This is a genomic window from Eubacterium sp. AM05-23, from assembly GCF_003477535.1.
GTDB classification, from domain to species: Bacteria; Bacillota; Clostridia; order Eubacteriales; family Eubacteriaceae; genus Eubacterium; species Eubacterium maltosivorans.
In genome coordinates this window covers 119806-138937 of record NZ_QUDF01000003.1, presented here as the reverse complement: position 1 = coordinate 138937, position 19132 = coordinate 119806, and the positions used below count along the sequence as shown (strand labels likewise).

Below are 19132 nucleotides of genomic sequence, written 5' to 3'. Positions count from 1 at the left end.
CAACCAATAAATCAATTTTTTATTTTATAAATCATCTATTTTTTGTGCTGTTAATTTTAACAGCATTGTCGAATATTGAGAACACATTTTATTGAATCTTTTCCAGGGTAATTAAGCATACCTCCGGGTTGTCGAGGATGCGGACCGGTATGGTTCCGCTGCTGCCAATCCCTCGGTTCACAAACATAACCTTATTATTTATGTGATAGTCCCCTGCATAGTACTGCGGCCAAAGACTATACTCTGGAGAAAACATTCCCCCTTTAAAAGGCACATAAATCATCCCGCCATGAACATGGCCTGCTAATGTCAGGTCTGCTCCCCAGTCGGCATAAGCTTCAAAGTAAAGTGGGTTATGGGCCATCAGAGCCACAAACCGTGAATCCTCCGCAGAACCAATCAATTCGCCAATATGCTCTGATGTCAGCTTGAGCTTATCGAAATCCGGGTTTCTTCGGTCTCTGTAATAGGTCATTTCTATTTCCAAACCATACAGGTCAATGCTCTCACCATCTTTACTCAAAACGATCTTCTCATTTTCCAGACGAGTAACGCCCAGCTCTGCAATATTTTCAAAATATACGCCGGCACTTTTAGGATCTGTTATTTCATCAACGGTCTCATGATTGCCTGCTGTGTAATAAATCGGAATATCCGGATCTATCTTGGGGATCAGTTCCAGAAACACCTCTCCGTCATCATCCTGAGCGGCATTGAGCATATCACCGGTCGCCACAATAATATCTGGCTCCAATTCATTAATCGTCCTTGCCAGCCCCTCGTTATTATCCGAAAATTTTTTCGAGTGAAAATCCGATATCTGTAGTATTTTATAACCATCAAAGGCTTCTGGCACATCCGATGATTTCATGGTATACTTTGTTGTCACCAGAAAATTCTTACCGAGATACAGGTAAAGGCAGCATAAAATAATCACAAAGATGACGCCGGCAATCCCCCAGAGAATTCCGTGGATACGGATATCGCGGATGGCTTCTTTCCATGGCCTTCCATCTTTGATGCGCCTTACCCAGTTGATAAAAATGACAAAACTGATCCCTAAAAGGGCTCCAGTGGTATCAATACATACATCTCTGAATTCACAGCTTCTGCCTGGAACAAAACGCTGATGGAACTCATCGGTGCACGCATAAAGGAAACAAACCGCGACAGCCATCAAAAAACGCTTTTTTCGGCTGACTTTTTTTCCAATTGCAGTGTATACTAATATGCCTAGAATAAAATAAATAGACGCGTGCGCTGCCTTTCTGATAAAAAAACTGATCCACAATTGCAGATGATTCAGCTGTACCTGTCGTATATCTGGAAAAACGGTCTTAATGGCATGGAGAATGGCCCCGACCACACTTCCGCTTAAGGAGGATGATTCTGTGGAATTCTGTGCAGAAAACATGAAGATAACGCCCATCCACACAACCACGCTTATCCAGAGAACTACTTTTTTTTGCTTTTCATTCATATGATGCTCATCCTCATCCTTTTCAACAATATATTTTTGTCTCATATTTTTACAATAGTATCATATTTTTAAGGGCGTTTCAAGAACAACGACTTTTTGATTCCAGTTCATAAAAAGAAAAAGGACCGTACTTAACTGTACAGTCCTTAACATTCCTACAATAAATCAGCTAGAATTTTGGCTGTGTCTTAGCCTGTGCCAAAACATCCATAATCTGTTCCATTGAAGATCCGATTGAAGCTTCGACAGCTCCAAAAATCGTTCCCTCAACAACAGGTGTATCGACGATTTTAATCTTTTCAGGATTGTCAGACATTTCAATGGCCATTTCAGAAGTCATGATGGCTGATCCCATATCGACCAGCATAATAACGCCATCGTCGGACATAACTTCGTTGATCGCATTGGTAATTTTTTCCATATCTGTACCAATGCTGCCATCCTGAAGGCCGCCTGCCGCCGCAATTTTCGCATCGGCTGCCATCTGCAGCGCCAGTTCCTTTGCACCTTCCGCTACTTTCTGTGAGTGTGAAACAACAACGATTCCTACCATGGTTTACGCTCCGGCCTGTTCTCCGGCTTCTTTCGCTGCCTGAATTAAATAGGTAATGGAGGTTGCTCCAGGGTCCTGATGTCCGATGCTGCGTTCACCCAGATAGCTTGCGCGGCCTTTAGTCGCAATAATTGTCTTGGTGTATTCAACGCCGTCCCACGCAGCGGCTTCAGCGTCCGCCAGTGCGGCGGCGATGCTTTTTCCTTCCCCAACCGCTTTGTCATAGGCTTCTTTAGCCGGCACAATGGCGTCGAGCATGGTTTTTTCACCAGTGGTGGACTTACCGCGCTGCTTAATTCCCTCAATGGCGGCTTCCAGAGCTGCGCTGATATCCTCGGCGGTCAGTTCATCTTTTCCCTTGGAAGTCATTCCAGCTTTCATGAAAGCAGTGCCGTATAACGGGCCAGAAGCTCCGCCGACAGTGGAAACCAATGTCATGCCAACACCCTTTAAGATATCGTCAATATTTTTTTCTTCAAAAGTCGGTAATTTTTCTTCAACGGCTTTCATGCCGCGGCTCATGTTAATACCGTGGTCGCCATCACCGATGGCCTGATCCATATCGGTCAAAGCCTGACGGTGTTCCTGCATTTTATCATTAAACAGGTGAATAAAAGTTAATACATTTTCTTTTGTTGCTGCCATAATTAATTCCTTTCTACTATTAAAAGAAACACAAAGACACAGAGCCGGAGGTTCCGTGCTGTCTTCTCCATACCTTCTCCATGTCTCTGTGTTATTTTTAATATGCTCTAAAATGACAGGCCGAATCGGCCTGTCATTATGATATCATATCTAATTTAAAGAATTACTTAAAACTGAGTTAATGCAATAGTATCTGCCGGTGCGTTCAGCAGTTCCTTCATTTCATCATCCAGTTTTAACAGACTGATGGAAGCTCCAGCCATATCAATGGAGGTCATATAGTTGCCAACAAAGGTTTTAGCGATCTTAATGCCCTTTTCGGTTAATACGTCGTGAACGCGTTTGTTGAGAATGTAAAGTTCCATCGCAGGTGTTGCACCGCCGCCGTTAACCATAACAGCAACATCGGAGCCTGAGTAGTCAATATCTGCTAAAATCTTTTCAAGCAGATGGTCTACGATTTCGTTCGCTGGTCTTAAAGCTTCGCGGTGGGTTCCCGGTTCGCCATGGATACCAATACCGATTTCCATTTCATCCTCTGCCAGTTCAAAGCCTGGTTTTCCTGCCGCAGGAACGGTTGATGGTTTAATGGCAACGCCCATGGTACGTACATTGGCAATAACTTTTTCAGCAACAGCTTTAACATCTGCTAAAGGAGCGCCTGCTTCTGCCTTGGCTCCGGCAATTTTATGAACAAAAATTGTTCCGGCAACACCACGGCGTCCGGTTGTATAAAGGCTGTCCTGTACTGCAACGTCATCGTTCGTAACAACAGAAGCCACTTCAATGCCGTCACCTTCTGCCATTTCGGCAGCCATTTCAAAATTCATAACATCACCGGTATAATTCTTGATGACTAATAATACTCCGTTTCCAGCGTCAACTGCTTTAATGGCTTCGTAAACCTGGTCTGGTGTTGGAGAGGTGTATACAGCGCCGGCTACCGCAGCATCCAGCATCCCTCTGCCGACAAAACCGCCGTGAGCTGGTTCATGACCGCTGCCGCCGCCGCTGACAAGCGCTACTTTCCCTTCTTTTTTATCTGCTCTTACCAGTACGTCTAGGCCTTCAAGGCGTTTAACATAATCCGGGTGGGCATCGACGATCCCTTCAAGCATCTCGTTTTCAACGTTTTCAACATCATTGATAAATTTTTTCATAAGAATTCCCTCCTAATGAACTTTGCTTATTTGTTTTATACTATATCACAGTTTTACCCAATTGATAAGTTAATTTTTCAATTGGCAAAATTTTATGTTTGTTGAACAAAAAAACACTCTTTTCGTCTGTAAAATGATTTTTGGGGGATTTAGCATTATTTCTGAAAAAAATTTCAGAATCTGTCTGAAGCCGCTTAAACAGGCGGCTTTCGGATTTGTTAAAAAATTAACTTTTTTTTTAGGTTGTAAATCCTTTACACAATATCCAGATTGTGCTATAATATCATTAAATCGAACTGAGTGCGACATACCTTATGTAAAGGTGATGTAATCGCAGACATGTCAGTAGAATTGTTGTTATCTAAATATTGGGCAGGAGTCTAGGAGGGCCATACTTTCGCATTGCATAAAAAGAATATGTTAATGTTGTTAGTCTGTGCCTTTTTTTAATGAGAACTGTACCATTTATCAACACTTGATTTATTTATGCTGATAGTATCTTCAGAAGCATAATTAAATAAATATATTTTAATTTATTTTAGGGGGTTATACTTATGTCTAAAAAGTATGTATTAGCACTGGATGCCGGAACCACAAGTTCAAGAGCGATTTTATTCAATCACGAAAGCGAAATTGTAAGCGTTGCACAGAAAGAATTTACTCAGATTTATCCAAAGCCAGGTTGGGTTGAACATGATCCGATGGAAATTTGGGCTACTCAGAGTGGTGTTGTAAGTGAAGCAATGGCAAAAGTTGGCGCAACCGCTGATGATATCGCTGCGATCGGTATTACAAACCAGCGTGAAACCACCGTTGTTTGGGATAGAAAAACAGGCGAACCTGTCTATAACGCAATTGTTTGGCAGTGCCGCCGTACCGCCAGCTATGCTGATGACTTTAATGCCATTCCTGGCTTCGCTGATTATGTTCAGGACAATACTGGTCTTATTCTTGACCCATACTTCTCTTCTACTAAATTATTATGGATCTTAGACCACGTTGAAGGCGTTCGTGAAAGAGCTGAAAAAGGCGAATTAGCATTTGGTACCATCGACACATGGCTGCTCTGGAAATTAACTGAAGGTAGAGTTCACGCAACAGATTACTCTAACGCTTCCAGAACCATGCTTTTCAATATCAAATCACTCAAATGGGATGAAAAATTATGTTCTGAATTCAAATGCCCAATGTCCTTATTACCAGAAGTTAAACCTTCCTCCGGTGTTTTCGGAACCACTACCTTATTCGGCGGCGAAATTCCAATTGCTGGTATCGCTGGTGACCAGCAGGCTGCTCTGTTTGGACAGGCTTGCTTCGAACCTGGTATGGCTAAAAACACCTACGGTACAGGCTGCTTCCTGTTAATGAACACAGGCGAAAAATTCGTTAAATCTACAAACGGCTTATTAACAACCATCGCATGGGGCCTTGACGGACAGGTTGACTATGCTCTTGAAGGTTCTATCTTCGTAGCTGGCGCTGCTATCCAGTGGCTGAGAGATGAATTAAAGATCATCGATACCTCCCCAGACTCCGAACATTTCGCTAAGAAAGTTCCAGATACAAATGGCGTATACATGGTACCTGCTTTCACTGGCTTGGGTGCTCCGCATTGGGATGCTTACGCTCGTGGCGCGATTGTTGGTTTAACCCGTGGCGCAAACAAATGCCACTTAATCCGTGCAACTCTTGAATCTTTAGCTTATCAGACAAAAGACATTCTGGATGCTATGGAAAAAGACTCCGGCGTATCTCTGAAATCTCTCAAAGTTGACGGCGGCGCATGTAACAATGATTTCTTAATGCAGTTCCAGGCTGACATCCTCGGTGTTCCAGTAGACAGACCGTCTATCGTTGAAACCACCGCTATGGGTGCTTCCTACTTAGCTGGTTTAGCTGTAGACTTCTGGCATGGTAAAGAAGAAGTTACCGACGCATGGAAGATCGACAGAACCTTCGAACCAATGATGGATTCCGAAGTTCGCGCTAAACTGTACAAAGGCTGGGTAAAAGCCGTAGAATGTGCAAAAGGATGGGAAGAAGCTGAATAAGTCTCTTTATTGTCAAAAGTAAAAATGAATGGTTTTTGTCGGGGAGTTTTTGGACTTTCCCGACAAAAACTTTAACAAAAGTATAAAAAGTCTAAAAAAACTATTTACCTCCGAATGCCTTTATGCTAGAATACAGGCATAGATGAGTTTAAGGAGGACCTAATGTCGACAAGAAAATGTTTTCTTATGTTTCAAGCGAATCCGATCATCGCCGCTGTCAGAAATCCTAAGGATATCCACGACGCCATCGCGTCGGACACACAGATTATTTTTTTACTTGGCGGGAATATCTACAACCTCAAAAAAATGGTTGAGTATGTGAACCATGCCGGTAAATATGCCTTTGTTCATCTTGATCTTATCAAAGGATATGCGCAGGATAATTATTTCATCAAATATCTAAAGGAAGAGATTACCCCAACTGGCATTATCTCGACGAAGAATTCTCTCGTCGCCCGCGCCAAGCAGGAAGGTCTGATGACTATACAGCGTTTGTTTTTATTGGACTCGTCCGCCATGGACGTTTCGATCAACTCGGCAAAAAAGATCCGGCCTGATGCCGTTGAGATTTTGCCCGGACTCGTTCCCAAGATTATCCACAGTGTAAAAAAGGAACTGACGGTTCCGATTATCACTGGCGGATTTATCGAGACAGAAGAAGAGGTTCGTTCTTGCATCGACGCTGGTGCGATCTCTGCCAGTACCTCATACAAGCCTTTATGGGACGCCTTTTCAAGCATAAAAAGTGAGCAAAAAAATAGAGAAGATGACCCCCTTAAACCTGAGGGAGAATAAAAACTAAATCAATGGCAATGGAGAGCCGCACTAATTTTCTTAGTATTTAAAATTTCTGAGAAAATTGTGTGGTTTTTTTATTGAACAACTAACTTTGTCTATATTTTAAATATATTATAACAAATCAAGGAGGATTTATTATGTATGATATCGCTATTATAGGCGCTGGTATTGCCGGTTCCTACATAGCCCGGGAGTTATCCCGCTTTCAGTTGGATGTGGTTCTGTTGGATGGAGAAAATGATGTGGGAAATCAGATCACCATGGCAAATTCAGCTATCGTTCATGCTGGTTTCGACGCACCTTCCTATAAATTAAAGGGTAAATTTAATGCACCTGGAAACATCATGTATGAAAAAGTATGTGCTGATCTGGATGTGCCGTACAAACGCACTGGTTCCCTGGTCGTTGCCCATACTGAACACGAAATGATGAAACTCCACGAACTCTATCAGAATGGTTTGGTTAATGGCGTTCCGAATATGCGTATCCTGTTCAAGGACGAAGTCCATGAAATGGAACCAAACTTGAATCCTGATATTTGCGGTGCTTTATACGCTGGTACTGCCGGCCTGGTTTCACCTTTCGAATTATGCGCCAAGGTTGCTGAAAATGCAGTTGACAATGGTGTTACACTTAAATTGAACCATCTGGTAACCAATATCCAGAATAAAAACGGTTCCTTCTTAATCAAGACCACCGGCGAAGACATCGAAGCCAAAATTGTTGTCAACGCTGCCGGCGTTTATGCTGATGACATCTATAAGATGGTTGGAGAGCCTTACTTCAAGCTTTTAGCGCGTAAGGGTAACTACTTCATCTTTGACAAAGAAGTTGGCGGGCTGGTTAACAACGTTATCTTCCCCTGCCCAACCAAAAACGGTAAAGGTATCCTCGTTGCCCCAACCGTACACGGCAACCTGTTAATCGGACCAGACGCCTCCCCTGTTGAAAAGGGTGATATCTCCACCACACAGGATAGGCTCGACTACATTAAGGAAAACGCATTGAAAAACTGCCCGACCTTAAAGAACAGCTTCAACAAAATTATCCGCTCTTACGCAGGAACAAGAAACACGCCTGTTGCGGATACCTACACTACCACTGACGGCGACTTCATCATCGAAGAATCTCCGGTTAAGAATTTCGTCAACTTTGCTGGTTACGAATCTCCGGGCCTGACCTCTATTCCGGCTGCCGGCTGGTATGTTGTTGAAGAAATCATTATCCCAATGCTCGAGCGCCAGGGCATCGACGTAAAGGAAAATGAAAACTTTAATCCTAAAAACAGAAAACACGTCTACTTCAACGAACTGTCTGAAGAAGAAAAACGTGAACTGATCGCTAAAGATCCTAAATACGGTAAGGTCATCTGCCGTTGCGAAACCATCACAGAAGGCGAAATCCTTGACGTTATTCACCGTAGCGCTGGTGCAACCACTGTTAAAAGTGTTAAAAAACGCTGCCGTGCCGGTATGGGACGCTGCCAGGGTGGTTTCTGTTCTCCAAGAGTTGTTGAAATCTTAGCGAGAGAACTGGGCTGTGAAATGGATGATGTTATGTACGACTCCAAAGACAAGGCATACATCCTGTGCGGAAAAACAAAATCTAACGGGGAGGAAGCATAAGCAATGATTTATGATGTAGTTATTTTAGGCGGCGGCCCTGCTGGCCTTGCTGCGGCTGTAGAAGCAAAAAAAGACGGTGCTGAAAATGTGCTGATTCTGGAACGTGACCGTGAACTCGGCGGTATCCTGAACCAGTGTATCCATAATGGATTCGGCTTACATACATTTAAAGAACAATTGACAGGTCCTGAATACGCAGAACGTTATATTGACCAGGTTGTTGAGCTGGGAATTCCCTATGAGCTAAACACCATGGTCCTCGACATGGAAGACAAAGGCGATACAAAAATCGTCCATGCCATCAACGAAGAAGACGGTTATACTGCCATTGAAACAAAATCCGTTATCCTGACCATGGGCTGCCGCGAACGTACTGCGGGCGCCATTGGTATCCCGGGCTACCGTCCCGCTGGCGTTTTCACCGCCGGTACCGCACAGCGCTTTATCAACATGGAAGGCTACATGGCTGGTAAGGAAGTTGTAATCTTGGGCTCCGGCGATATCGGACTTATCATGGCTCGCCGTATGACACTGGAAGGCGCTCACGTACAGGCTGTCTGTGAATTAATGCCTTACTCCAACGGTTTGGTTCGTAACATTGTACAGTGTCTGGATGACTATGATATTCCGCTTAAATTATCCCACACCATCACCTTTATCCACGGCAAGGACCGCATTGAAGGCGTTACTGTGATGCAGGTCGGTGATGACCGCAAACCAATTCCCGGAACAGAGGAATTCATTCCATGTGATACCCTGCTCTTATCCGTTGGTTTGATCCCTGAAAATGAAATCTCACGCAATGCAGGCGTTGATATTGATGGCCGCACCAGTGGTCCGGTTGTGGGTGAGCTTCGTGAAACCAGCATGCCTGGCGTATTTGCCTGCGGTAATGTTGTTCATGTGCATGACCTGGTTGACTTTGTATCTGAAGAATCTGTACTGGCTGGTAAAGGCGCTGCCAAATATATCAAAGGTGAATTATCCACCGAAACAAACTTTGACACCGTCAACGGCGAAGGTATCTCCTATGTTGTACCACAGCACGTTTCTTTAGCGAACATGGACGATGCTCTTACCTTCTACATGCGCGTCCGCAATGTTTATGCCGACAGTGTTGTCAATGCTTATATAAACGGCGAAAAGATCGCTACCAAAAAAGCCAGAAAATTCCTGCCTGCTGAAATGGTAAACTTCAATATTAAAAAAGAAGTACTGGAAAAATACCCAAATGGTAAAATAGAATTTATTGTCGAACCGAAGGAGACAAAAAAATGAAAACTAATGTAACATGTATTTCATGCCCTTTAGGATGCCAAATGGTCGTTGAAGAAAAAGACGGCAAATACACTGTAACGGGCAACACCTGTAAAAATGGTGAAAAATATGGGATTGAAGAAGTCACCAACCCTAAACGCGTAATTCCGACCACTGTTGTGATCAACGGCGCTTTAATGGCCCGTCTGCCTGTCAAAACAGCCGACGCTGTGCCAAAAGGAAAAATCTTTGATGTCATGAAAGAAATTGATAAAATCGTTGTCGACGCTCCTGTCAAAATGGGCGATGTCATCATCAAAGACGTTTTAGGCACCGGCGTGGATGTTGTTGCGACTAAAACCATGCCACGCGTATAAATCCTCGTTCTTTACCTACTAATCTCTTATACATAAAAAGAACCGCTCAGTTGGGCGGTTCTTTTTATTGGCTGTATCAGTCTTTTATTCCTCTTCTTCATCATCCACAGGCTGATAAGTGGTTCCGTTGATAACCAGCGAGCCGTCTTGCCAGATGGCATTGGCGTCAATTTCGTATTTAGCCTCCTTGCCATCATTATTGATGTAAGTAAGGGTCGCCTTTAATGGGTCCTCATCGCTGGACATGGTAATGGTATAAGGTGAGCTGCCTGTATCTGAGCCGTTCTGCCATTCAAGAGAACGATCCTGGTTAAAGATGATCCTGGAATCGCCGCTCTGATAGGTGCCGCGGATATAGGCTGTAAACATCAGCGCGCCTGAGCTTTGATCGGTCTGTTCCATATTTTTAATGGTGTAGGTAGCCTCGACCACCTTACCCTTGCTGCTACCCTCTTTTGTGTAAGCCTTCAGGGTTGAGTCATAATTGATCTTCAGTGGCATTTCAGGATTATATTCATTGCCGCCGTCCCTGGGGTCGGAGCCGTCAAGGGTATAATAAATCGTCCCGGTTCCGGCATTTGAAAGGGTGATTTCCTGTTCGCCATAGTATTCTCCTGATTCCAGAGATATTTTTGTGGTCAGATCCTTTCCGCAGCCACTGAGCGACGGGATCAGGAGCAAAAGAATCATAAAAAGTGCGATTAAATGTCTCTTTTTCATTTCTTACCTCTTTTCCTTGATAAATCTATTATATAACGGTTTCATCAAAAAAGAAACCCTTATTTATTGTCATTTATACCCATTCAGTCCTTTTGCGAACAATGAAAAAAGCAGAAGCATTTAACTGCTTCTGCTTTATGCTTATTCAACGCCTATCAGAATACCTGCACTCCAAAGAGCCTCTTCCACCTCATCCAGAATGTTCTCGGAATCTGCTTCCACGGTGTGATAATGCTCGCCTCCTGTAATATCGGTCAAGGGCTTTACACCATGGTTTTTGACCTTGTCCACAAAAAGGCGCACATCCCGTCTGGAAAACACATTGAGCTCTGCTTCAATTTTGCCGTAAATGGCATGTCTGACAAAAACATCCACAGCCCTTGCGCCTGCATCCACGATACGGTTAAGCTCATCCTCGATCTGTTCAGGCCCGTGGCTGACTTTAAAAACCCGGCTGACATAAGCAGGCTGGGTCATAATATAACCGCGGTGTGTGGAGATAATGCCCGGGCAGCTGGCCCGGATCAAGGCGATATCCTGAACGATAACCTGCCGGCTGACATGAAATTTTTTCCCCAGAAAGGTGCCGGATACAGGGATTTTAGTCGCTTTGAGCACATCTATAATCTCTTTGCGCCGCTGTTCTCCGTCCAAATAATCACCAACCTTTCTTTTTCTGTATTCTACGCTTCAATAGGCCTGAGATTCTTGAGTGAAAAGTCCAGAATGGGTGCAGAATGCGTCAGCGCACCGCAGGAGACATAATCGACGCCAATCTCAGCAATCTCACTCAGACGTTCAAGGGTAACATTACCTGAACACTCCGTCTCGGCACGGCCGTCAACCATCGCCACTGCTTTTCTCATGGTCTCACTGTCCATGTTATCCAGCATAATAATATCCGCTCCGGCCTCGAGGGCTTCCTCCAGCATTTCAAGATTTTCAACCTCTACCTCAATTTTGCGTACAAAAGAGGCATACTCCTTTGCCATAGCCACTGCCTTTTTCACACTTCCCGCAGCACCGATATGGTTATCCTTCAACAGAATACCATCTGACAGGTTATAGCGGTGGTTATGGCCGCCGCCAACCTTGACAGCGTACTTTTCAAAAACACGCATATTTGGCGTAGTTTTACGCGTATCCAACAGCTTTGTCTGGCTGCCCTCCAGCACGTCGGCCAGACCTCTGGTATAGGAAGCGATGCCGCTCATACGCTGGAGAAAATTCAGAGCAGTCCGTTCGCCGGTGAGCAGACAGCGGATATCACCGGTGACAATGCCGATAACGGCGCCCTCTGATACCTTATCGCCATCCTCATAGTAAAGCTCAAAGGCAGCGGTATCGTCTAAAAGCTCAAACACCCGCCTGAAAACACCGATTCCGGCCAGCACACCATCCTGCTTACAGATGAGCTCTGCCCTGCCCTGCCGGGGCTCACGCATGACCGCGTTTGTGGTAATGTCCTCACTGGTCACATCCTCCCGCAGGGCACTCATTATTGCCTCGTCAACATTTATTTTAATTGTTGCACCATTGTTCATAAAAATGTGTGTCCTCTCTCTTAATTTCTTCTAATATCAATGATTTGTAGTCGAAAACCACTTCAGGCGCTGGCAGGGTCGAGGGCGCCCGCAGCCCAAAGGCCATGCTGCGCCGCGGCTCTGCCGCAATATGCCGGGCTGCCCTTTCTGCAAAAACCAGGCTCTCCAGCAGAGAATTGCTGGCGAGCCGATTGGCCCCGTGAACGCCGTTGCAGCTGGTTTCCCCCACTGCGTACAGATTTTTAAAGGAGGTGCGGCTGTCCAGGTCGACCTCAATACCGCCCATAAAGTAATGCTGTGCCGGTGTGACCGGGATAGGTTCCCTTGTCATATCGTAGCCCTCCTCCAGACAATGCCTGTAAATATTGGGGAAGCGTCCCTTAATGGTCTCTGCCCCAAGATGGACCACGGATAAACGCACATACTCCTTGTGATCGATGGCTTTTTGCTTCTCGATAGCCTCAGTCAACAGATCTCTGGGAAGCAGCTCATTGACAAAGCGCTCGCCCTTGGCGTTTAACAGGATACCGCCCTCTCCCCTGACGGATTCGGAAATCAGGAAGGAACGACCCGGCTTCTGGGAATACAGAGTAGTAGGGTGAATCTGGATATAATTGATGTTTTTTACCGCAATGCCATGACGGATGGCAATGCCCAGAGCGTCCCCGGTAATGTGGGGATAGTTGGTGGAATAGCGGAACAGACCGCCAAGGCCCCCTGTGGCCAGTACAATGTTTTCCGCATAAAGCGGAAAGGTGTCACCTGTTTTGCTCCTGGCTATAATACCAGAGCATCGGTTGTTTTCGCAGATCAGATCGATCATGGTGGTAAACTCATGAAATTCAATGTTTTTCCGAGTTTTTACCTGTTCCAACAGCTTGCTGGTGATTTCCCTGCCGGTCACATCATCGTGAAACAGGATTCTGGGGGTAGAGTGGGCTCCCTCACGGGTAAAGGCAAATGCGCTGCCCTCCCGCCTAAAATCCACACCGTAGTGAACCAGCTCGTCAATGATGTGAGGTGAGCTGTTGATCATCACTGATACAGCCTGTGGGTCATTCTGGTAATGGCCGGCTTTCATGGTATCCTCATAATAACTTTTATAGTCTTCAGGGCTCTTTAGCATACAGATACCGCCCTGAGCCAAAAAGGAATCGCTGTTTTCAGCCTCATCCTTGGTAATCATGATAATTCTCAAATGCTGGGGCAGCTTAAGGGCGCAAAACAGGCCTGCCGCTCCGGTTCCGACGATAATAACATCGGCATGATTCTTCATTTTCACACACTTCCTTACTGTGCTAACTCGTGCATTTTTTTAAGGGAACGGGACGCCTGCACACGCAGTTCCTCATCCATCTCCATTGTATTGTCAAAGGTTTCCAGGGTATACAGAATTTTTTCCAGGGTATTTTTTTTCATATTCTCGCAGATACAGAGGTCATCGACCATATAAAAGGCCTTGTCCGGGTACTGCTTTTTCATCTGGTGCATGACGCCCTCCTCGGTAGCGATGATGTAGCTGTCGCCGTCATCCTTTCCGGGGAAGTCGATGATACCTGAGGTGCTTCCGATATAATCGGCCAGCGCCAGTGCATCTGGGATGCATTCGGGGTGCATGAGCACCTTGGCTCCGGGATGGTCTTCCTTTGCTTTTCTGACAAGGGCTTCGCTGATACGAGCATGTGTTGGACAGAAGCCATTGTGGAAATAGAAGGTTTTTTCCGGCAGCTTTTCAGCGATGTGGCGGCCAAGATTGGAATCCGGTACGAAGTAGATTTCCCTCTGGGGCATGGCGGCCACGACGCGCTCAGCGTTGGACGAAGTGACGCAGACATCGGCCCAGGCTTTGGTTTCGGCGGTTGAGTTGATATAGCAGACCACAGCCGCGTCAGGGCACTCTTTTTTGAGCTTTCGGATATCCTCAGGCGTTACCATGTGGGCCATTGGGCAGTCGGCCTCCAGATCCGGCAGGAGCACGGTTTTGTCCGGACTCAGGATCTTCGCACTCTCTCCCATAAATTCAACGCCGCAGAACAGGATGACCTTTTCACTGGCCTCTGCTGCTTTTTTGCTGAGCAGGTAGGAGTCTCCCACATAATCAGCTATATCCTGGATGTCTCCGGTCACGTAGTAATGGGCCAGAATCACAACATCCTTTTCTTTTTTGAGCTCTAAAATCCGCTCAACCATTTCGTTCATAATTCTCCTCCGTGTATACAGTCTTTCCAATTATTATAGCATCTGTCTTGTCACATAACAAGTATCGATGTAAATTTATCAAAGTTTTTGCTGAAAAGCCCATAAAAAAACCCCTTTGCCACTAAAAATCCCTGACAAAGAGGCCTTGGACTGATTTATTCTCAGCCTGTAATAAACTGCGCAGTAAAGAGATTGCTGTTTAAGATCAGCAGAAAAATAAGAACGCTGATGATGGAAACATAAACCCGTTTCTGAAGCTTGCCGGGCGTCTCCCGCCCCATAAGCACCAGATCCCGGATGCCAAAAATCATGATAAACACAATAACAGCATTGACGCCAAGGGTATCATAGGAAGCAAATGTCGTTGGCAAAAGCACCAGATAATACATAAAAGCCAGTGGCACAAAGATCAACAGCAGAATAACATCCGCCACCTTATGTCTGGTTTTATAATAAGTAACCAGCGACAGGATAAAGAAAAACAGGACGCAGAGTACAAAAATACCGGCCACTATTTGGTTATAGGGCGTCACCGCCAGATTGATGGGGTCTTTGTAGTAGACGGCTGAGCCGAAAAAGGCCTCAACGATCTTATTCAGACAGCCTGGCACTACGGTACCGAAGAACCACAGCAGGCGGCCGCCAAAAGCTCCGAGTGAGCCTGCCGGGTCCAGCCCAAGGTTAAGTACCCGCTGGGCCGAGCCTGCAAGGGCCTGGGCGATGCCAAAATAAATGGCAGTTCCCCACACAAAGAGCAAGGCGAAAAAGCCTACATATTTCACTGAGGAATGCTCTGCCCGGTTAAAATAAACGTAGCCAGTCAGCAGAACAAAGGTCACCATGGTAGGTACTTGAGCCAGCAGAAAGGTTACAAGCAAAAAGACCAGTGACAGCAGCAGAGCAATATAAGCGGTTTTAAGGTCACGGTCTGCCAGGGCGCTATCAAACCGGTCATACAGAATAACACAGACGCCGGCACAGCAGACGGCTGGAATAAAGGAAACCAGACTCGCATAGGCGGTAAAATCTGTGATCACTGAAAAGGCCATAAGAACTGTGGTTACCAGAAAGGCCACCAGGTCATTGTGTGATTTGCTCCGGCGCCACTGGTCCAGCAGCAGTCCAAAAAGTACAAGAAAGGCCACGTTAAAGGCTCTGAGCATCCAGGCACTTTCTGGTGTCAGGCCTGAAAAAAGATTTTGAAGAATTCCCTCAAAGGCCCGTCCATTCTCGATTGCCCGGGGAATATTCTCATCAAATGTCTGGGTAAAGAACAGGTAATCTGTCGGGTAACGGAACTGCGGCAAAAGCAGCAGCAAAGCGGTTAGGATAATGATAACGGAAAGCACAACACCGTACCAGTTGTATTGCAGCCACTCCTTCGGTGTCTTTTGGGGGCCGTTATTGGTAATGTACCACACCACCGTACCGGGAATACCTGGAAATAAAATTAAGAATGCAATTTCAAGAGGCAGCGGCCCGCCCGGCAGCACAGGAATTAAAACCGCTCCCAGGACGATCAAAACAATAAAATAAGTAATAAAGCCATTTCTGAGCCTTCGATTGTCACCAATGGTTTTTTCCATTTCAAATTTCTCCTTTTTTCATCATATTCTTTGATTACCCAAAGGAGTCTGAAATGAAACAAATAAAAAGGCAGCGTGTCTTCTATGCACGCTGCGCAAAGGCTTATTTTTATTCTATTTCTTTCAGTTTGAACACCATCCCCTGGCAGAATTTAAGGTTTTCTGCGGGCTGATTGTCGATGATCTCAAAGCTTTCGTGGGGGATCTGAGTTTTGTAGGACCAGACATAGGGGCCCTTACACCATCTTACCTCGATGGGGCTGGCCTTTGCCTTTGCCTCCTGTGAGTAGATACAGTTACAGGGACAGTCCTCGAACAGTCCCTTTTCCGTGATATAAAGGGTGCCGCCGTCTACGGTCTGGCGTTCCTCCTCGATGGCGCCATGAAAAACCGTCCGGTCGTCGGAGCAGCCAAAGACAATGACAAAGCCAAGTTCTCTGGCCTGTATGATTTCATCCTCTGTCATTTCCTTTTTATATTCTCTGCCGTCTAACAGTGCCGCAAAATCCTGAATTGTTTTCATACTTTCCCTCCTCAGATCGATTTCTTACTTTATATTATAGCGCAGATTTTCCCTGATGAAAAGCCGGGGATAAAAAAATCCGGACTGCCTTACGCAATCCGGGGGGATATTCTATATTACATATCGAATTTTTTATGAATATGGATCATGGCTTCCTTGGCCCGTTCCTTATCAATGAGGCAGGAAATTTTGATTTCAGAGGTGCTGATGGTCTGGATATTGATGCCAAGCTCAAAGAGGGATTCAAAGAATTTGGAGGCAATCTCCGCATTGGCGACAATGCCAGTTCCCACAACGGACAGTTTGGCAACGCCCTTGTCAAAAGCAACCTTCTGGGCTTCGACCTCAAAGGCGAACTTCTGGGATACTTCTACGGCTTCCTGAAGCTCATCGGCGTCGACAGTGAATGAGATATCGTTGACCGCGGTGCGGTTGACATTCTGTACGATCATGTCGACATGAATATTGGCAGAGGCCAGCATACTGAAAAGCTTGAAGGCAATCCCCGGCTGGTCCGGTACTTCAAAAATCGATATTTTAGCGATATTTTCGTCTAACGCAATTCCTCTAACTAACACTTTTTCCATTTTAACATCCTCCTTGATAATCGTTCCTTCGTTATTATTATAGCTCGATCTCACGATGAGCGGCATTTTAAATTTTTCGGCAAGCTCCACAGAACGCGGGTGCAGAACACCGGCGCCAAGGCTGGCCATTTCAAGGACCTCCTGATAGGAAACCTCGTCCATTTTGGTGGCTGTAGGCACAACGCGCGGGTCGGCATTGTAGACTCCGTCCACATCCGTGTAAATTTCGCAGCATTTTGCCTCTAAAGCCGCTGCAATAGCTACTGCACTGGTATCAGAGCCGCCCCGGCCCAAGGTCGTGATATCGCGGTTTTCGTCCACTCCCTGAAAACCAGCCACAATGACAATTTTTTCATCGGCGAGTTCTCTCTCGATACGGCCCGTATCAATACCGCTGATACGGGCGCGCTTGTGCACGTCCGATGTCTGGATGCCGCACTGAGCGCCTGTCAGGGACACCACATCATGGCCGATGGTCTGAATGGCCATAGCTAAAAGGGAAATGGATACCTGCTCACCTGTGGCCAGCAACACATCCATCTCGCGGCTCGGCGGATTCGGATTGATGGCCAGGGCCAGATCCACCAGCTCGTCGGTGGTCTTTCCCATGGCGGAAACAACCACGACAACCTTGTTGCCGGCATTTTTGGTCTCCACGATCCGCCTCGCGACTCGCTTAATTTTTTCAACCGTGCCGACGCTGGTGCCGCCGTACTTCTGCACAATTAAATCTTCCATACATACTCCTCTTTTACAATGTTCTCTTTATATTATTTATTCATAAATGCGCGCGTAGAAGCACTCGCTTTGTTTTTCCTTGATTTTGGCAACCATGGCGTCAAAGACATCTGCCTCCACCGGCTCTGTCATAAAGAAGACCCGGTTGTCGCTGACGATAATATTTTTGCGCGCGCAGACCTCATCCACAGCGTTTAAGGCGTGCTCGAAGGTCTCGTGGCTGTCAATGTCCACACGCAGGTAATACTTGCCCTTAAAGGCGCCCACACCTTTTTTATCCAGCTGTTTCCTGAAGACCAGCGGTTTCGGGAAATTGTTGTCTTTTATGCAATTGATGATGTAAAGGGCATCCCCCACCACAGCATTGGCGGTAGCGTCCTTGCCTGCGCCCTTGCCGTAAAACTGAAGCTCACCGATAATATCGCCCACAATGGAGATAATGTTAAATTCGGAATTGACATTACTCATGATGGAGGCTTCCTTGAACATAACCGGTTCCACTGTTGTGTAAACCTGGTTACCTTCTTTTAGTACGGAATGGCCCAGATACTTGATGATATAGCCGTAATCGCCGGCCATCTCGATATCCACTGCGCGTACATCAGACAGGCCGCGCTTGCGCACATCCTCATCCTTGATGATACCGCCGTAGGCCAGCGAGGATAAAATCGCCAGTTTTCTGGAAACATCATAGCCCTCAATATCGGCTGTCGGGTCTGCCTCTGCAAAGCCAATGCTCTGGGCCAGCTTCAGGGTATCTGCAAAATCAGCGCCCTCCTCGGTCATCTTAGACAGAATGAAATTGGTGGTCCCGTTGAGAATTCCCTTGATTTCATTGACGCGGTTAATCTTTAATTCTTCCTTTAAAGAGCCGATAATAGGAATCCCGCCGCCGACGCTGGCCTCATAGCGCAGAATAACATTGTTTTCCGCCGCGATGGTCAGCAGCTCTTCAAAATACTCTGATATAACGGCCTTGTTGGCGGTTACCACATGCTTGCCGCTCTGAAGCGCCCGCTTGATCAGGCCATACTCAAAATCCATACCGCCGAGAAGCGCAATGACAATCTCAATATCCGGATCGTCCATAATGTCATCCGGGTTGGTAACCACACGCGCCACCTTGTCTTCCTCAGCTACCTTCTTGTTGGGATCTTTATCCAGAATTTTGGTGATCACAACTTTTTCGTCCAGGTTCTTGGCGAACCGTCCCTTGTTTAAATTGATGAGCTCGTACACACCGGTTCCGATAGTTCCAAACCCCAATAATCCAATATTCAAATGATTTT

18 protein-coding genes are annotated in these 19132 nt (G+C 45.9%); 5 read left to right on the top strand and 13 right to left on the bottom strand.

Annotated features, from left to right (window positions below; translation table 11 throughout):
- Positions 1-88 precede the first annotated feature (88 nt).
- From DW091_RS04635 to dhaK, 4 genes are all read right to left on the bottom strand, one after another.
- Positions 89-1480 (bottom strand): VanZ family protein, encoded by a 1392-nt coding sequence (locus DW091_RS04635; protein WP_158577825.1) that lies wholly within the window; start codon positions 1478-1480, stop codon positions 89-91.
- 169 nt (positions 1481-1649) lie between these two features.
- The gene (gene dhaM / locus DW091_RS04630) at positions 1650-2033 is read right to left on the bottom strand and encodes a dihydroxyacetone kinase phosphoryl donor subunit DhaM (RefSeq protein ID WP_013381369.1); all 384 of its coding nucleotides are present in this window, start codon (positions 2031-2033) and stop codon (positions 1650-1652) included.
- A 3-nt stretch (positions 2034-2036) separates the two neighbouring features.
- The gene (dhaL, locus tag DW091_RS04625) at positions 2037-2678 is read right to left on the bottom strand and encodes a dihydroxyacetone kinase subunit DhaL (protein ID WP_058693810.1); all 642 of its coding nucleotides are present in this window, start codon (positions 2676-2678) and stop codon (positions 2037-2039) included.
- Between the two features lie 167 nt (positions 2679-2845).
- Positions 2846-3838, bottom strand: coding sequence for a dihydroxyacetone kinase subunit DhaK (gene dhaK, locus DW091_RS04620; protein ID WP_074617615.1), 993 nt, complete (start codon positions 3836-3838; stop codon positions 2846-2848).
- Between the two features lie 554 nt (positions 3839-4392).
- Here dhaK and glpK point away from each other — a divergent pair.
- From glpK to DW091_RS04595, 5 genes are all read left to right on the top strand, one after another.
- Positions 4393-5889, top strand: coding sequence for a glycerol kinase GlpK (gene glpK / locus DW091_RS04615; protein WP_013381373.1), 1497 nt, complete (start codon positions 4393-4395; stop codon positions 5887-5889).
- A 162-nt stretch (positions 5890-6051) separates the two neighbouring features.
- On the top strand, positions 6052-6684 hold the full coding sequence (locus DW091_RS04610) for a glycerol-3-phosphate responsive antiterminator (RefSeq protein ID WP_058693809.1): 633 nt from the start codon (positions 6052-6054) through the stop codon (positions 6682-6684).
- 140 nt (positions 6685-6824) lie between these two features.
- Complete coding sequence (locus DW091_RS04605; protein WP_118517525.1) at positions 6825-8312, top strand: NAD(P)/FAD-dependent oxidoreductase; 1488 nt, start codon at positions 6825-6827, stop codon at positions 8310-8312.
- Positions 8313-8315: 3 nt separating this feature from the next.
- Entirely contained in the window at positions 8316-9590 is a 1275-nt protein-coding gene (locus tag DW091_RS04600) for an FAD-dependent oxidoreductase (RefSeq protein ID WP_118517524.1), read from the top strand.
- Positions 9587-9946, top strand: a complete 360-nt coding sequence (locus DW091_RS04595) for a DUF1667 domain-containing protein (RefSeq protein WP_013381377.1) — start codon at positions 9587-9589, stop codon at positions 9944-9946. The genes DW091_RS04600 and DW091_RS04595 overlap by 4 nt, the downstream gene beginning before the upstream one ends.
- Positions 9947-10030: 84 nt before the next feature.
- On the opposite strand, the gene DW091_RS04590 is transcribed toward DW091_RS04595, so the two are convergent.
- The 9 genes from DW091_RS04590 to DW091_RS04550 all read right to left on the bottom strand — a co-directional run bounded on the left by DW091_RS04590 (position 10031) and on the right by DW091_RS04550 (position 19124).
- A complete protein-coding gene (locus DW091_RS04590) occupies positions 10031-10666 on the bottom strand; it encodes a chitobiase/beta-hexosaminidase C-terminal domain-containing protein (RefSeq protein ID WP_058693806.1) in 636 nt (211 codons plus the stop codon).
- 141 nt (positions 10667-10807) lie between these two features.
- Positions 10808-11320 (bottom strand): transcription repressor NadR, encoded by a 513-nt coding sequence (locus DW091_RS04585; protein ID WP_096920430.1) that lies wholly within the window; start codon positions 11318-11320, stop codon positions 10808-10810.
- 29 nt (positions 11321-11349) lie between these two features.
- Positions 11350-12210 (bottom strand): carboxylating nicotinate-nucleotide diphosphorylase, encoded by an 861-nt coding sequence (nadC, locus tag DW091_RS04580; RefSeq protein ID WP_096920429.1) that lies wholly within the window; start codon positions 12208-12210, stop codon positions 11350-11352.
- The gene (locus DW091_RS04575) at positions 12188-13486 is read right to left on the bottom strand and encodes an L-aspartate oxidase (protein ID WP_118517523.1); all 1299 of its coding nucleotides are present in this window, start codon (positions 13484-13486) and stop codon (positions 12188-12190) included. Before DW091_RS04575 ends, nadC begins: the two co-directional genes overlap by 23 nt.
- 14 nt (positions 13487-13500) lie before the next feature.
- Complete coding sequence (gene nadA / locus DW091_RS04570; protein ID WP_118517522.1) at positions 13501-14409, bottom strand: quinolinate synthase NadA; 909 nt, start codon at positions 14407-14409, stop codon at positions 13501-13503.
- Between the two features lie 161 nt (positions 14410-14570).
- Positions 14571-15995 (bottom strand): hypothetical protein, encoded by a 1425-nt coding sequence (locus tag DW091_RS04565; protein WP_118517521.1) that lies wholly within the window; start codon positions 15993-15995, stop codon positions 14571-14573.
- 109 nt (positions 15996-16104) lie between these two features.
- On the bottom strand, positions 16105-16518 hold the full coding sequence (locus tag DW091_RS04560; protein ID WP_118517520.1) for a hypothetical protein: 414 nt from the start codon (positions 16516-16518) through the stop codon (positions 16105-16107).
- Between the two features lie 116 nt (positions 16519-16634).
- On the bottom strand, positions 16635-17843 hold the full coding sequence (locus tag DW091_RS04555) for an aspartate kinase (protein WP_118517519.1): 1209 nt from the start codon (positions 17841-17843) through the stop codon (positions 16635-16637).
- A 36-nt stretch (positions 17844-17879) separates the two neighbouring features.
- A complete protein-coding gene (locus tag DW091_RS04550) occupies positions 17880-19124 on the bottom strand; it encodes a homoserine dehydrogenase (RefSeq protein ID WP_058693799.1) in 1245 nt (414 codons plus the stop codon).
- Positions 19125-19132 lie beyond the last annotated feature (8 nt).